The sequence below is a fragment of the Pseudomonas sp. R9.37 genome (assembly GCF_963878885.1).
In the GTDB taxonomy this organism is placed as follows: domain Bacteria; phylum Pseudomonadota; class Gammaproteobacteria; order Pseudomonadales; family Pseudomonadaceae; genus Aquipseudomonas.
In genome coordinates this window covers 368,593-383,597 of sequence record NZ_CAWNZA010000032.1, presented here as the reverse complement: position 1 = coordinate 383,597, position 15,005 = coordinate 368,593, and the positions used below count along the sequence as shown (strand labels likewise).

15 protein-coding genes, 1 tRNA gene and 1 pseudogene are annotated in these 15,005 nt (G+C 56.8%); 13 read left to right on the top strand and 4 right to left on the bottom strand.

Annotated features, from left to right (window positions below):
* The first annotated feature begins 377 nt into the window (after positions 1 to 377).
* From rpoE to AACU78_RS17580, 4 genes are all read left to right on the top strand, one after another.
* The gene (rpoE, locus tag AACU78_RS17595; protein WP_003172477.1) at positions 378 to 959 is read left to right on the top strand and encodes an RNA polymerase sigma factor RpoE; all 582 of its coding nucleotides are present in this window, start codon (positions 378 to 380) and stop codon (positions 957 to 959) included.
* A 32-nt stretch (positions 960 to 991) separates the two neighbouring features.
* Positions 992 to 1,579: a sigma-E factor negative regulatory protein gene (locus AACU78_RS17590; RefSeq protein ID WP_003172479.1), complete on the top strand. Its 588-nt coding sequence runs from the start codon at positions 992 to 994 to the stop codon at positions 1,577 to 1,579.
* Between the two features lie 16 nt (positions 1,580 to 1,595).
* Positions 1,596 to 2,558: a MucB/RseB C-terminal domain-containing protein gene (locus AACU78_RS17585; RefSeq protein ID WP_106577017.1), complete on the top strand. Its 963-nt coding sequence runs from the start codon at positions 1,596 to 1,598 to the stop codon at positions 2,556 to 2,558.
* A 234-nt stretch (positions 2,559 to 2,792) separates the two neighbouring features.
* On the top strand, positions 2,793 to 4,232 hold the full coding sequence (locus AACU78_RS17580; RefSeq protein ID WP_106577016.1) for a DegQ family serine endoprotease: 1,440 nt from the start codon (positions 2,793 to 2,795) through the stop codon (positions 4,230 to 4,232).
* 55 nt (positions 4,233 to 4,287) lie between these two features.
* On the opposite strand, the gene AACU78_RS17575 is transcribed toward AACU78_RS17580, so the two are convergent.
* Positions 4,288 to 5,721, bottom strand: coding sequence for a M48 family metalloprotease (locus tag AACU78_RS17575; RefSeq protein ID WP_106577015.1), 1,434 nt, complete (start codon positions 5,719 to 5,721; stop codon positions 4,288 to 4,290).
* 95 nt (positions 5,722 to 5,816) lie between these two features.
* On the opposite strand from AACU78_RS17575, the gene AACU78_RS17570 reads away from it, so the two are divergent.
* Together AACU78_RS17570 and AACU78_RS17565 are read left to right on the top strand one after the other, a co-directional pair.
* Positions 5,817 to 6,056, top strand: coding sequence for a sulfurtransferase TusA family protein (locus AACU78_RS17570; protein ID WP_010212198.1), 240 nt, complete (start codon positions 5,817 to 5,819; stop codon positions 6,054 to 6,056).
* A 31-nt stretch (positions 6,057 to 6,087) separates the two neighbouring features.
* Positions 6,088 to 7,158: an AI-2E family transporter gene (locus AACU78_RS17565; protein WP_106577014.1), complete on the top strand. Its 1,071-nt coding sequence runs from the start codon at positions 6,088 to 6,090 to the stop codon at positions 7,156 to 7,158.
* 36 nt (positions 7,159 to 7,194) lie between these two features.
* Here AACU78_RS17565 and AACU78_RS17560 read toward each other — a convergent pair whose 3' ends face one another.
* Both AACU78_RS17560 and AACU78_RS17555 read right to left on the bottom strand, forming a co-directional pair.
* Positions 7,195 to 7,668 (bottom strand): peroxiredoxin, encoded by a 474-nt coding sequence (locus tag AACU78_RS17560; protein WP_106577013.1) that lies wholly within the window; start codon positions 7,666 to 7,668, stop codon positions 7,195 to 7,197.
* A 14-nt stretch (positions 7,669 to 7,682) separates the two neighbouring features.
* A complete protein-coding gene (locus AACU78_RS17555) occupies positions 7,683 to 8,243 on the bottom strand; it encodes a glycine cleavage system protein R (RefSeq protein ID WP_003172487.1) in 561 nt (186 codons plus the stop codon).
* A 273-nt stretch (positions 8,244 to 8,516) separates the two neighbouring features.
* On the opposite strand from AACU78_RS17555, the gene dapA reads away from it, so the two are divergent.
* From dapA to AACU78_RS17520, 7 genes are all read left to right on the top strand, one after another.
* Positions 8,517 to 9,395 (top strand): 4-hydroxy-tetrahydrodipicolinate synthase, encoded by an 879-nt coding sequence (gene dapA / locus AACU78_RS17550; RefSeq protein ID WP_106577012.1) that lies wholly within the window; start codon positions 8,517 to 8,519, stop codon positions 9,393 to 9,395.
* Positions 9,396 to 9,412: 17 nt separating this feature from the next.
* Positions 9,413 to 10,528 (top strand): outer membrane protein assembly factor BamC, encoded by a 1,116-nt coding sequence (gene bamC, locus AACU78_RS17545; protein WP_106577011.1) that lies wholly within the window; start codon positions 9,413 to 9,415, stop codon positions 10,526 to 10,528.
* A 4-nt stretch (positions 10,529 to 10,532) separates the two neighbouring features.
* Positions 10,533 to 11,291, top strand: coding sequence for an MBL fold metallo-hydrolase (locus AACU78_RS17540; protein WP_106577010.1), 759 nt, complete (start codon positions 10,533 to 10,535; stop codon positions 11,289 to 11,291).
* A 27-nt stretch (positions 11,292 to 11,318) separates the two neighbouring features.
* On the top strand, positions 11,319 to 12,032 hold the full coding sequence (gene purC / locus AACU78_RS17535) for a phosphoribosylaminoimidazolesuccinocarboxamide synthase (RefSeq protein ID WP_016971341.1): 714 nt from the start codon (positions 11,319 to 11,321) through the stop codon (positions 12,030 to 12,032).
* Between the two features lie 83 nt (positions 12,033 to 12,115).
* Positions 12,116 to 12,205 (top strand) — tRNA-Ser (locus AACU78_RS17530).
* A gap of 590 nt (positions 12,206 to 12,795) precedes the next feature.
* Positions 12,796 to 13,281: an Hcp family type VI secretion system effector gene (locus AACU78_RS17525; RefSeq protein WP_106577009.1), complete on the top strand. Its 486-nt coding sequence runs from the start codon at positions 12,796 to 12,798 to the stop codon at positions 13,279 to 13,281.
* A gap of 98 nt (positions 13,282 to 13,379) precedes the next feature.
* Positions 13,380 to 13,937 (top strand): DUF4225 domain-containing protein, encoded by a 558-nt coding sequence (locus AACU78_RS17520; protein ID WP_339382661.1) that lies wholly within the window; start codon positions 13,380 to 13,382, stop codon positions 13,935 to 13,937.
* 493 nt (positions 13,938 to 14,430) lie between these two features.
* On the opposite strand, the pseudogene AACU78_RS17515 reads toward AACU78_RS17520, so the two are convergent.
* Positions 14,431 to 14,590 (bottom strand): annotated as a pseudogene (locus AACU78_RS17515) (MFS transporter); the annotation flags it as partial.
* Between the last annotated feature and the right edge of the window lie 415 nt (positions 14,591 to 15,005).

Sequence of the window (15,005 nt, the reverse complement as noted above, 5' to 3'; positions counted from 1 at the left end):
GTATATAGAGGGGGGGAGCGGCACAATAGCCGGGCATTCGTGGCAATGTGAGATTACGGTGCGCAGCTTGGGTAAAATCGGCTGGTTATTGAGGCGGGAACTTTTTGCATAAGCCCCGACTCAATAGCAGGTTGCCCGAAAGCTGGGAAAACGTTGAGTTTATTGGCCCGTCGGGAGCATTGGACGCGTCAGAAAACCGGCGACAAGATTATTCGCGCAGCCGGCAATGCCCGTGCTGCGTTTTTCGTGTGTGCCAAATCAGTGCGCGCCGGAAACTTGCTTGGAGGGGGAGAACTTTTGCGAAAAGTCCGAGTCTATGTTTGCAAGCCTGATCGTTTAGTTATGCAAGCCTCCTCCAAGTACAACGAGGAGTGTTCATGCTAACCCAGGAAGAGGATCAGCAGCTGGTCGAGCGCGTTCAACGCGGCGACAAGCGAGCATTTGATCTGCTAGTGCTGAAATACCAGCACAAAATTCTCGGGTTGATCGTGCGTTTTGTGCACGACACCCATGAAGCGCAGGACGTTGCACAGGAAGCCTTTATCAAGGCGTACCGTGCACTTGGAAACTTCCGCGGTGATAGTGCGTTTTATACGTGGCTATACCGCATCGCCATTAACACGGCGAAGAACTATCTGGTGTCTCGCGGCCGCCGCCCACCTGACAGTGATGTAAGTTCAGAAGATGCAGAATTTTATGATGGTGATCACGGCCTCAAAGATCTCGAGTCGCCGGAGCGTGCATTGCTGCGCGACGAGATCGAAGGCACCGTTCATCGCACAATTCAGCAACTTCCAGAAGATTTGCGTACGGCGTTAACTTTACGTGAATTCGATGGTCTGAGTTACGAAGACATTGCGAGCGTCATGCAGTGTCCGGTGGGGACTGTAAGGTCACGGATTTTCCGGGCCCGGGAAGCCATCGATAAAGCCTTGCAACCGTTGTTGCAGGAAAACTAAAGACAGCGGCGACAGCCAAGAGAGGAACCGCCATGAGTCGTGATGCCCTGCAGGAATCGCTGTCCGCAGTGATGGATAACGAAGCGGATGAACTGGAACTTCGTCGAGTGCTCAATGCATTTGATGATGCCGAAACCCGTGATACCTGGTCTCGTTACCAAGTCGCTCGGGCGGTGATGCACAAGGATCTTCTAATCCCTCGTCTGGATATTGCTGCGGCCGTTTCTGCTGCGCTGGCTGATGAAGCCGTTCCGGCAAAAGCTGCTCGTGGTCCATGGCGTAGCCTGGGTCGTTTGGCAGTAGCTGCTTCGGTAACTGTTGCCGTATTGGCCGGTGTTCGCCTGTACAACCAGGACGAAATAGCCGGTGCCGAACTGGCCCAACAGACTCAGCAGCCGGTCATGGCCGGTCCGCAAGTCAAAGGTCCAGCAGTGCTGGCCGGCTATAAGGAAAGCTCCGATACCACCGGCCCTATGGCTAACGGTGTACTTCAAGGGCAATCCGGCTGGCAGGATCAGCGTCTTCCAGGCTACCTGCGTCAACACGCACAGGAATCGGCTTTGAAAGGCACTGAAAGCGCTCTGCCATACGCCCGTGCAGCAAGTCTGGAAAACCGCTAAACCGTTAAGGAGCCCTATGCGCGCCATACCGCTCCTTACGCTTTTGCTCAGTGGTTGTTTTGCACTATCCGCCCATGCCGATGAAGCCCAAGATTGGCTGACTCGACTTGGGCGTGCAGAACAGCAGCAAAGCTTTGAAGGTACGTTCGTCTACGAGCGTAACGGCAGTTTCTCTACCCATGATATCTGGCACCGTATTCAAGACGGGCACGTCCGTGAGCGGCTCTTGCAGCTCGACGGATCAGCTCAGGAATTGGTGCGCGTAGACGGTCGAACCCAATGCGTCAGTGGCGCTCTGGTGGCTGGCCTGGGTAATTCGCCCGAAGCGCCGTCGCGCGCTCTTGATCCGCAAAAACTCACTCAACTCTACGAATTGGCCGTCATCGGCAAATCTCGCGTGGCCGGTCGAAATGCGGTGATTGTCTCGATCACGCCGCGCGATCAGTATCGGTATGGGTTCGAATTGCACCTTGATCGTCAAACGGCGTTGCCGCTCAAATCCTTGTTACTTAATGAACAGGGACAATTGTTGGAGCGTTTCCAGTTCACTCGACTGAACACGTCGGTCGCGCTCTCTGATCGAGACTTGCAGCCCAGCGGTGATTGCGCACCTATTGCACTTGCCAATAGCAAAGCGCCTGAAATCCCCGCCACCCATGCGTGGCATTTGGATTGGCTGCCTCCGGGTTTTCAGCTCACCAGCAGTACTGCACGCAAAGATACCCAGACCAAGTCCACCGTCGATAGCTTGATGTACGACGATGGGCTGGCACGTTTTTCAGTGTTTCTTGAGTCGACCGATGGCGCCAATGTGAGCGAAACCCGCACCCAGCTGGGCCCGACTGTTGCTGTATCGCGCCGCTTGAACACGGTAGATGGTGAAGTGATGGTGACCGTCGTGGGCGAAATCCCCATCGGCACTGCCGAGCGCATTGCGCTGTCGGTGCGCGGTGAAAAACCCGCCACCGCCAGGCCGTGAGTCGTTAATCCTATGTTCATCCTGACCTTTCAATGTGAGCCTATGCTTGGTTGGAGGCTGGAAGCATGAAACTTCAGGATCAGTATTTTCACTTGCAAAAAATCCCCATGTTTTTTATAGGTCAGGGCTTGTCGGCCCTGGCCTTGTTTTGTTCGCGGAACAAAGATGTCGGTCGCACTTTTCGGCGTTTCTTGAACCCTGTCGCTCAACCCTGCTCGTCGTAACGGGAGCTGTATGTCGATACCACGTTTGAAGTCTTACCTATCCATAGTCGCCACGGTGCTGGTGCTGGGTCAGGCCGTGTCCGCGCAAGCGGCCGAACTGCCTGACTTCACCCAACTGGTGGAGCAGGCCTCGCCTGCCGTGGTGAACATCAGTACCACGCAAAAACTGCCGGATCGCAAAGTCTCGAACCAGCAGATGCCCGACCTGGAAGGCCTGCCGCCAATGCTGCGCGAGTTCTTCGAGCGCGGCATGCCGCAACAGCGTTCCCCGCGTGGCGGCGGCGGTGGCCAGCGTGAGGCGCAGTCCCTGGGCTCGGGCTTCATCATCTCGCCTGACGGCTACATCCTCACCAACAACCACGTGATTGCCGACGCCGACGAGATTCTTGTGCGCCTGGCTGATCGCAGTGAATTGAAGGCCAAGCTGATCGGCACGGACCCGCGTTCCGACGTGGCCTTGCTGAAAATCGACGGCAAAGATTTGCCGGTACTGAAACTGGGTAAATCCCAGGACCTGAAAGCCGGCCAGTGGGTAGTAGCGATCGGTTCACCGTTCGGCTTTGACCATACCGTCACCCAAGGCATTGTCAGTGCCATTGGCCGCAGCCTGCCAAATGAAAACTACGTGCCATTTATCCAGACCGACGTGCCGATCAACCCGGGTAACTCCGGCGGTCCGCTGTTCAACCTGGCGGGCGAAGTGGTCGGGATCAACTCGCAGATTTATACCCGCTCCGGTGGCTTCATGGGGGTGTCCTTCGCCATTCCGATTGACGTGGCCATGGACGTTTCCAACCAGCTCAAAAGCGGTGGCAAGGTCAGCCGTGGCTGGTTGGGCGTAGTGATCCAGGAAGTGAACAAAGACCTGGCCGAGTCTTTCGGTCTCGATAAGCCGGCCGGTGCCCTGGTCGCCCAGATCCAGGACGACGGCCCGGCTGCCAAAGGTGGCCTGCAAGTCGGTGACGTGATTCTGAGCATGAATGGCCAACCAATCATCATGTCGGCCGACCTCCCACACCTGGTCGGTGCACTCAAGGCCGGCAGCAAAGCCAAGCTGGAAGTGATTCGTGACGGCAAACGCCAGAACGTTGAGCTGACCGTTGGTGCTATCCCGGAAGAGGGCGCCACCCTTGACGCTCTGGGCAACGCCAAACCGGGTGCCGAGCGCAGCAGCAATCGCCTGGGCATTGCCGTGGCTGAGCTGACTGATGAGCAGAAGAAAAGCTTCGACCTTAAAAGCGGCGTAGTGATCAAGGAAGTGCAGGACGGCCCTGCCTCTTTGATTGGCCTGCAACCAGGTGACGTGATCACTCACCTGAACAATCAGGCCATCGACTCCACCAAGCAGTTCACCGACATCGCCAAGGCGCTGCCGAAGAACCGTTCGGTGTCGATGCGTGTCTTGCGTCAAGGGCGTGCGAGTTTCATCACCTTCAAACTGGCCGAGTAACTTCCAGGCCACAAAAAAGCCCCGCGAAAGCGGGGCTTTTTTGTGGGCGACGTATTTAGCTCATCATCCCTTTTACCAAGCGTTCCTGCTCGATCAGCTCACGCTGGCGCGCGTCGATACGAGACGACAGCGGGAAGTTGTTGCCAGCCCGGCGTTTGGCAAAATCCAGTTGCTGAATGGCCTGCTGGAAGTCGCCCACCAATGCAAAGTACTCGGCGCGGGCTTGATGCAAGCCAATGATGTTGCCGGACAGTCCGCGTGTCTCGGCGACCTGGTACCAGACGTCGGGGTCGTCGGGACGAGATTTGAGCAGCGCATCCAACGCTTTCTCCGCATCGGCGGTTCGGTTCTGCTTAAGCAGCAAGTCCACGCGCACCTGGTTGAGTGGGTAGTTACCGGGGTACTGGGTCAGCATCCGATCAGTGCGTTGCTGAGCATCCGGCAAGCGGTTGTTGGTGATGTCCAGCTCGATTTGCGCCAGGTTGTACGTGATGTCGTTGGGCGCGTTGGCCAGCAGCGGTGCCAGGGTTTCGCGCGCTTCCTTGAGTTGAGTGCCCTTGATCTGGGCGATGGCCAGGCCATAGCGCGCCACATCGTTCTTCGGGTTCTCGTCCAACTGCGCCTGGAAGCGTTTGGCCGCAAGACCAGGCGTGTCCTCGTATTGCAACTGCACGCGCGCGCGAATCAGTTGATAGCGCAGACTGTCTTCCGTGCCGCCGGGTTTGGCTTGCTCGGCGCGGTTACGGGTATCTGCGATCCGTGATTCGGTAACCGGGTGAGTCAGCAGGAACTCCGGTGGCTTGGCGTCGAAGCGATATTGACGCATCAGCCGTTCGAACATGGTCGGCATGGAGCGTGGGTCGTAACCGGCTTTTTCCAGGTTAAGAATGCCGATACGGTCGGCCTCCTGTTCGTTCTGACGGGAGAACCGGCGTTGCTCCTGGATGGCTGCCGCCTGGCTGCCGGCAATCGCGGCAATACCGGCATCACCCGCACCCGCTGCCGCAGCGATGATGCCGCCGAGCAAAGCGGCCATCATCGGGATCTGCATGCGTGACTGCGCTTCCACGCCGCGGGCAAAGTGGCGCTGGGACAAGTGAGCCAATTCGTGGGCGAGTACCGAAGCATATTCGCCTTCGGTTTGCGCGTTGAGGAACAAACCGCCGTTGACCCCGACGATCCCGCCGGGGGCGGCGAAGGCGTTGAGCTGTGGGCTGTTGATCAGGATGAACTCCAGGCGCCGGTCATTGACCTGGCTGGTCTCCACCAGCTTGTACACGCTGGTTTCGACGTAATCCTTGAGTTGTGGGTCATTGAGTTGCGAGACCTGGCCGCGCAGGTAAGCAAGCCAAGCACGGCCCAGCTGGTATTCCTGTTGTGGCGAGACAATGGCAGAACTGGCGTCGCCAAGTGACGGCAGGTCGTCAGCGAAGCCCGGAGAGGCCAGCAGGCAGGCCAGCGTCAGCAGGGTAGGGCGCAAAAAAGTCATGCACAGAGCCTTTCGACAAAGAGCTTACTGTAGCCGGACACTGAGCTTCGGACCAGATATTCTAAGCACCCCAAACGCGTGCCCGGAGTAAAACCATGACCGACGCTGTAGCCTTTGATGCCGAACTCGATGCCAGCGGCCTCAATTGCCCGTTGCCGTTGCTTAAGGCCAAGCTGGAACTCAATCGATTGGCCAGCGGTGCAGTGCTCAAGGTGATCGCCACGGACGCAGGCTCCCAGCGTGATTTCCGCACGTTTGCCAAGTTGGCTGGCCACACCCTGTTGCATGAAGAAGACGCCGCCGGTGTATACCGCTATTGGTTGCGCAAGGCCTGAACCGTTCGCCCCTACCGCCCGAGGTTGATTGATGTTCAAAGTGTTACGAGACTGGATTCAGCGCTACTTCTCCGATGAGGAAGCCGTGGTGCTGGCGGTCCTGCTGTTCCTGGCTTTTACCGCCGTACTCACCTTGGGCGGCATGTTGGCACCGGTGCTGGCGGGGATGGTGTTGGCGTACCTGATGCAAGGCCTGGTCACCACGCTGGAGCGTATGCGTTTGCCGGGCGGGGTCGCGGTAGGGTTGGTGTTTGCGTTGTTCATGGGGTTGTTGGTGGTGTTCATCGTGGTGGTGCTGCCGTTACTGTGGCATCAGCTGATTACGTTATTCAACGAGTTGCCGGGCATGCTCGCCAAGTGGCAATCGCTGTTGCTGCTGTTGCCTGAACGCTATCCGCACCTGGTGTCTGACGAGCAGGTGCTGCAGGCCATCGAAGTGGCGCGCGGCGAGATCGGAAAGTTCGGGCAATGGGCGCTGACCTTTTCCCTGTCCAGTCTGCCGTTGCTGGTCAACATCATGATCTACCTGGTGTTGGTGCCAATCCTGGTGTTCTTCTTTCTCAAGGACCGCGCGATGATTGGCCGCTGGGTAAGTGGTTACTTGCCACGTGAGCGAGCGCTGATTACCCGAGTGGTGGAGGAAATGAACCGGCAGATTGCCAACTACATCCGCGGCAAGGTCATTGAGATCGTCATCTGCGGGGGCGTCACCTACATCGCTTTCGTCGCGCTCGGCCTGAACTACGCGGCATTGCTGGCGTTGCTGGTGGGGGTGTCGGTGGTGGTGCCCTACGTCGGCGCGGTGGTGGTAACGGTGCCGGTGATGTTGATCGCGCTGTTCCAGTGGGGCTGGAGTGATCAGTTCATCTACCTGATGGCGGTGTACGGCATTATCCAGACCCTGGACGGAAACGTACTGGTGCCGCTGTTGTTCTCGGAGGCCGTCAACCTGCACCCGGTGGCGATCATCTGTGCAGTGTTGTTGTTTGGCGGGTTGTGGGGGTTTTGGGGCGTGTTCTTTGCGATTCCCCTGGCGACACTGTTCAAGGCCGTACTGGATGCGTGGCCGCGGCAAGAACCGGTGGTGGCGCCTTTGTTGTAATGATGAGGGCGAACACCCGGTGTTCGCCCCAACCATTCAAGCCTTGCTCAGCGCCTGCGCCGCCGCCAAGACGGCGTCCACATGCTCTGGCACTTTCACGCCACGCCATTCCTGACGCAGCACGCCGTCCTTGTCGATCAAGAAGGTGCTGCGATCAACGCCCAGGTATTCCTTGCCGTAAAGCTTCTTCAGTTTGATCACATCAAACAGCTGGCAAACCGCTTCGTCCTTGTCGCTGATCAGCTCGAAGGGGAATTCCTGCTTGGCCTTGAAGTTTTCGTGGGACTTCACGCTGTCGCGCGACACGCCAAACACCTCGGTGTTGGCGGCCTTGAACGCTGCGTACTGGTCCCGAAAGCCCTGGCCTTCGGTGGTGCAGCCCGGCGTGCTGTCTTTCGGATAGAAGTAGATCACCACTTGCTTGCCCTTGAGGGCTGCGAGGCTGAAGGTCTGGCCGCTGGTGGCCTGGGCTTCGAAATCGGCCACGGGTTTATCGATGACTACCGGCATGGATAGAGACTTCCTTACATTGGGTTCTGTGGGCGCCATGGCTCGATCAAGGCGTCGAGGTTAAGGGCATCGGCGAAATCCAGGAACTGGTCACGCAACCAACTGATCTGCACGCCCGCCGGCAAGGTCACGGTAAACGTGGCGTTGAGCATGGTGCCGCCGGTCTGTGGCGCCTGGTAGGTGTCGCAGGTCAGGTTCTCGAGCTCGACGTTGTGGTCGATAAAGAACTGGCACAGCTCATTGACGATGTCCGAACGGTAAGCCGAGCTGACGTATGCCACGTAAGGCAGAGCCTGCGGGCGGTTTTCCAGTGCGGCGCTGCGCACTACGTTGACGGTGAAGTCATGCTTCTTGGCCAGGCCCGGCAGGCCGGTTTCCAGGCGCGCCAAGGCGTCCCAGGTGCCGGAAATCTGCAGCACCAGCGCGCTGCACTCGCCATGGCGCGTGAGGCGGGAGGTTACGACGGCGCAGCGGTTTTCATGGCTGGCGCGGCACAGGACGTTGGTCAGCTCCATGGGGTTGGCGCCGAGGGCACTGATAACAAGGAATTGTTCGCGAACTGTGGGGGTGGACATGCAGCCTTCCTAAAACGATGAGCGGTCGATACGGTCAGGGCTGTATCGATCAAAGGATGAAGGGTAGCGAAAACCGCCGCCAAGGGATAGGAGGTGGCGTTTTCATTGCGTGATCGGTCTGATTTCAGCGTGCTTCAAGGCACGCTTTGACCCAATGATGGCATTGCCCATCGTTTAGTTGCCCCAGAACGCATCCTCAGGCGGTACTTCGCTTGTACAAGCATCTTGGCGCCAGTACCATTACGGCTCTCTTTTTCCGGCAGGAGCGGTTGCATGATTGCGGGCAGTATGGTGGCACTGGTCACACCCATGGATGCACAAGGTCATCTCGACTGGGATAGCCTGGGCAAACTGGTGGACTTCCACCTGCAAGAGGGCACCAACGCCATTGTGGCGGTCGGCACCACAGGTGAGTCGGCCACACTGGATGTGGAAGAACACATCCAGGTGATCGAATTCGTGGTCAAGCGCGTTGCGGGCCGTATCGCCGTGATCGCCGGTACGGGCGCCAACTCGACGCGTGAAGCGATCGAGCTGACCAAAAACGCCAAGAAAGCCGGCGCCGATGCCTGCCTGCTGGTGACCCCGTACTACAACAAGCCGACCCAGGAAGGCCTGTACCAGCACTTTCGCACCATTGCCGAAGCCGTTGATATCCCGCAGATCCTCTACAACGTACCCGGCCGCACTGCCTGCGACATGAAGGCCGAGACCGTGATTCGCCTGTCCACCGTGCCGAACATCATTGGTATCAAAGAAGCCACCGGTGACCTGCAGCGCGCCAAGGACATTCTGGCCGGCGTGAGCAGCGACTTCCTGGTGTATTCCGGTGACGACGCCACGGCTGTCGAGCTGATCCTGCTGGGTGGCAAGGGCAACATCTCGGTGACCGCCAACGTCGCCCCGCGCGCCATGAGCGAACTGTGCGCCGCCGCCATCGCCGGTGATGCCGTGACCGCCCGCGCGATCCACGAGAAGCTGATGCCGCTCAACAAGACACTGTTTATTGAATCCAACCCTATTCCCGTGAAATGGGCGCTGTTTGAGATGGGCTTGATGCCGGACGGTATCCGTCTGCCGCTCACCCGGCTCAGCGAAGCCTGTCACGAACCGCTGCGACAGGCCCTGCGCCAGTCCGGCGTCCTGGTTTAATTGAGGAAGCACTACGCATGAAGCGATTGGCCGGACTTTCCGCACTTGCCTTGATTATCTCCAGCACCAGTGGCTGCGGTTGGATTTGGGGCCCGGATGGTTACTTCCGTGACCGCGGCAGCGATTACCTGGAAGCACAAGCAACCAAACCGATGCAACTGCCGCCGGACGTCAATGTCGCCAAGCGCCTTGACCCGTTGCTGCCTATTCCGCGCAACGTTGCCGACGACACCACCAAGGGTGAATACGTGGTGCCACGTCCACAGCCGATCTCGGCCGTGGCTGATGCCAGCGACTACAGCCTGCAGAAGAGCGGCGACAACCGCTGGATTATCGCCCAGCGCCCACCTGCCGAAGTCTGGCCAGTGGCGGTGCAGTTTTTCCAGGACAACGGTTTTCGCATTGACCAGCAACGCCCGCAGACCGGTGAATTCACCACTGCCTGGCAGCGCAGCAGCGAACTGTCCGCCAACATGGCCCAGCGCCTGCAGGCCGGCGGTGTAGCCGCTGACAGCGAAGCCCGTGTGCGTGTGCGCATCGAGCCGGGCGTGCAGCGCAATACCAGTGAAGTCTACGTGGTCAGCGCCGAGCGTCCCGCCGGCAGCACCGCCGCTGTCGATTTCACCCCGCGTTCGGTCAACATGGGCGTGGACGCCGCGCTGGTCGACGAGATGCTGGCCAGCATGAGCCGTATCTCCGAGAAGGGCGGTTCGGTGTCGCTGCTCGCTGCGCGTGATTACGACACGCCGAACCGCGTCAGCCTCACCGAGGACGGCAGTGGCAACGTGGTACTGAACCTGGGTGAAGACCTCGACCGTGCCTGGGCCAGTGTTGGCCGAGCGTTGGAGAAAGGCCCATGGCGCGTTGAAGACATCAACCGCAGCCTGGGTCTGTACTACATCAACGTGGCTGAAAAAGCCGAGAAGAAAGACGACGAGCCAGGTTTCTTCGGCAAACTGTTCGGCAGCAAGCCGACCAAGGAAGAGGTCGAAACCCGCGCCGAGCGCTACCAGATTCGTTTGAGCAAAGTGGGCGAAAGCGTGCAAGTCACCGTCGAGAAAAACATCAACACCGTTGCGCCGGCTGAAACAGCGCGCAAAGTGTTGGGCGTGATTCAGGACAACCTGGGCTGATCCAATGCGTTTTGCCGTTCTCGGCAGCGGTAGCCAAGGGAACGGCACGCTGGTCGCCCACGACGACACGTACGTGCTGGTGGATTGTGGTTTCTCGTTAAAAGAAACCGAGCGGCGCCTGCTGCGCCTGGGGGTTCACCCCACGCAGCTGAGCGCGATTCTAGTGACCCACGAACATGCCGACCACGTGCATGGCGTGGGTTTGCTGTCTCGGCGCTACAATCTTCCGGTGTACCTGAGTCGCGGCACACAGCGCGGGATGCGCAAACCCATAGAACCTGCAGGTTTCCTGGCTGGCGGCGAGCAGCTGCAGATTGGTGCGTTGAGCATCGATGTGATTGCCGTTGCGCATGACGCCCAGGAGCCCACGCAGTATGTATTCAGCGACGGAGAGCGACGTTTTGGCGTGCTCACCGACCTGGGTTCCTACTGTTCCAAAGTGCTGGATGGATACCGCAACCTCGATGCATTGATGATCGAGTCCAACCACTGTCGAGACTTGCTGGCGCGCGGTCATTATCCGTACTTCCTCAAGCAACGGGTGGGCGGCGAGCTGGGACATTTGAATAACCACCAGGCGGCGTACCTGGTGTATGAGTTGGGCTGGCAAGACCTTCAGCACTTGGTCCTGGCCCACCTAAGCAGCAAGAACAACCTGCCGCAGCTGGCCCGGCAATGTTTTGTCGACACCCTCGGGTGCGACCCGGACTGGCTGCAACTGGCCGATCAAGATTCAGGGCTCGACTGGCGACACATCGCCTAGCCCACCATTTAGCAAGCGGAGCCCATCATGGAAAAACGTGAAGAACTCTACCGCGGCAAAGCCAAGTCGGTGTACAAGACCGACGACGCCAACCGCCTGATCCTGCTGTTTCGCAACGACACCTCGGCGTTCGACGGCAAGCGCATCGAACAGCTCGACCGCAAAGGCATGGTGAACAACAAGTTCAACGCCTTCATCATGCAGAAACTCGAAGCGGCGGGCATCCCGACCCAATTCGACAAACTGCTGGGCGACAACGAGTGCCTGGTCAAGAAGCTCGACATGATCCCGGTTGAATGCGTTGTGCGTAACTACGCCGCCGGCAGCCTGGTCAAGCGTCTGGGCGTGGAAGAGGGCCTCAAGCTCAACCCTTACACGTTTGAGCTGTTCCTGAAGGACGACGCCAAGGGCGACCCGTTCATCAACGAATCCCACGTCGTGGCATTCGGTTGGGGCACCGCTGAGCAACTGGCACGCATGAAGGAGTTGTCCCTCAAGGTCAACGAGGTGCTGAGCAAGCTGTTCGACGACGCTGGCCTGCTGCTGGTCGACTTCAAGCTGGAATTCGGCGTATTTCACGACGGCTCCATCGTCCTGGGCGATGAATTCAGCCCGGACGGCTGCCGTCTGTGGGACAAAGACACCAAGAAGAAGATGGACAAAGACCGCTTCCGCCAGGGCCTCGGTGACGTTATCGAAGCCTACGAAGAAGTCGCCAATCGTCTCGGCGTACCGCTTTAATCGACGCAAGCATCTGATAGCACGGAAAAAAATCGCATTTGGGGTTTGCTTCCGCGAAACACACTGTTATGATGCGCGCCGTTGGAGAGATGCCAGAGTGGCCGAATGGGACGGATTCGAAATCCGTTGTACCTTCACCGGTACCTAGGGTTCGAATCCCTATCTCTCCGCCATTACATAGAAAAAGCCCCGTAGCTGAATAAGCTACGGGGCTTTTTTGCGTTGGCTTATAAATCGGTGGCAGGCTCAATCGCTCAGTTGCTTTCCGATAAACCTAATCACGATCTGGTTTATCAAAGGCCGCCCCAGCGACGGTGATTTTCTGATCAGTCACCTGAAAAATAGCCTGGCTGCTACGTCGCTTGAGCTGTAGCCATCAGGCATCTCATGCAGGCGGTTAGCGTCAATCCGGAGATCTTCAGTACTTATACCCATTCCTCCGTGAGCGACTGACGAACGGTATCGCCAAGTTTTTGCCATTCCTTCAATGGCTTGATCTTCCTCGGTCATCAGAACACCCGAGGACAACTGCCACCCAGTCCTGTTTGAAAGCAGAGATTAGTAAGTTCTTCATAACGTGTTGTTACATCGTGAAAAGGCTGACTCCCGACCTACCGATGCGCTCAACGCCATTTATGACGACGACAGTGCGCTGAAATCAGAAGTCTCAGATTTTCCTGAGAACCGGACGCGTCCTACACGTGCATCCTTGATCGCTGTAATAGTCTACTCAGCCGATTGGTTGAGTACGAGAAGGTTACCCATGGCGAACACTGGTTATATGTCGATCACCGGTAAGGTTCAAGGATTGATTTCAGCGGGTTGTTCAAGTCAGGAGTCGATAGGTAATAAGTGTCAGCCGGGCCATTTAGATGAAATCATGGTGCTCTCATACAGCCATAACATGGCGAATATTGGCAACGTGAACAAGCCGACGCATCGCCCAATTGTGCTCACAAACAATGTTGATAAATCGTCACCGTTACTCGCTCAAGCGCTTTCAAGTAGAGAGGAAATTGAATGTACGATTAACTTTTATCGAATATTTTCCTTTGGACAGCAGCAAAAGTTTTACTCAATCTCCATTGAAGGCGGTGTTATCACAGACCTGACGCTGGATATGCCGCATGTCATTTTACAAAACGATGCCGAACCACAGGAACATCTAGCGATTCGTTATCGGAGCATCACGTGGGCTCACCACCTTGCTGGCACAACAGGCTATAGCGCTTGGGGAGGCGATGAGTGAAACCCTTGACGGACAGAGTGGATGGCGACAGGTCCGATAGCTGCGATTTTTGGCAGGTCAGTCGTGCTCGGAGCATTCTGGCTAACCAGGCGTGTACCGTGAGCGCACGGCATATCAAAGATGGAGTTCTGCGACTGCAGTTCAACCGTGAGGTAGCGTTCTTCGCGAGAAGTATTGTCCACGATGTGGAGCAGGGTAAAAAGTCCCCAGAGCAGGGTCTTAGGGACTTGGAGAACGAGCAAAAAGGCCTGCTTGACCAGTCAATGGAAATTTCTCGACAGGGTATTGGGATGATTGCAGGTGCACTGCAATTCGCGGCCGGAGCAGGGATTTGTTACGTGTCTATCGGTGCGCTATGTGTGGTCCCCGGAGTGCCGTTGATGGCGCACGGAGCCAATAATGTCTATGAGGGCGGACGCAATTTGTGGGAGCGCCGCTCGGACACTCAAGGGCCGGTGCGCAAGGTTTACCACCAAGTTGCTAAAGCAATGGGCGGTGGTGAGTTTGAAGGGAATATGGCGTATGGAGGCGGCGATTTATTGATGTCAGTGTATGGTGCGACCAGGTTGGTTTTAAAGCCTGGTTCTTGCGTCTGTTTCGTTATGTTCGTAGTGGCTATCAACGTGGATATGTCGAGGCTAGCAAATTTACCTTAGTTTTTGACGCGTTTGCTGCCGGAGTGACGATGGATAATTTGACTAGAGATATAAAGAATAATGAGCAGTGATAATATTTTTTTAACTTTATTTTATTTTATAGTTTCTGTTTTGGTTTTCTTGTGTTGTTATTCAATTAGCAGGCATCTTTCTGGTGAAGGCTTTAAAGAGAAATGGTTTTGGCTTTGCCTTGCTGGCGTTCTACTTTGGGGGACGGTGCAATATAACGTAGCTCGTCACGGATCTATTTTATTTTTTTCGTCCCCTCTGGAGTTTCTTGTGAGTAATTATTGGATTCGATGGATTGCATTCATCAGTGCTATCCTTCAAGCGATATGTATTCCTAGCAAAACAATGCACAAGCCAAACGCTGGTGGATCTATTTGAGCATGATTTCCCGGCGGATAAACACGGCAGATCCTGTCTAACATCTAAAACTAAAAAATCCTGCTGAGCTCAACGCCCAGCAGGCCTTTCAGTCATTCCTCCCTGGTCAGCCGGGCTGCGCCACCAAGCTATTGCTCATTGCGCCCCAGCACCAATACCGTCACAAACCCACAGCCGACCAACGCCGTCGCCAAACTCAACAACATCGCGCCCCCCATCTGATCGACGATCCGTCCGCCAAAGAACGAACCCAAGGCAATCAGAATTGTTGAGCCCACGCGTCTGTTCCCCCACGTGTTCTTCCACTGAACGTGGGATTCAGCGGATGCTCTCGGGACGCTAATGGACGGATACTAGGCTGTAAGCCTTGTTTTATCTAGGGGTTGTGGATTTTTTAGGACATTGGCGAATACTAAGTTGGCGGCCTATCTCTCCGCCATTACATAGAAAAAGCCCCGTAGCTGAATAGGCTGCGGGGCTTTTTTGCGTTGGCTTATAAATCGGCCGCAGGCTCAATCGCTCAATTGCTTTCCGATAAACCTGATCACGATCTGGTATGTCAAAGGTCGCCCCAGCGACGGTGATTTTCTAATCAGTCACCTGAAAAATTAGCCTGGCTGCTACGTCGCTTGAGCTGTAGCCATCAGGCATCTCATGCAGGCGGTTAGCGTCAATCCGGAG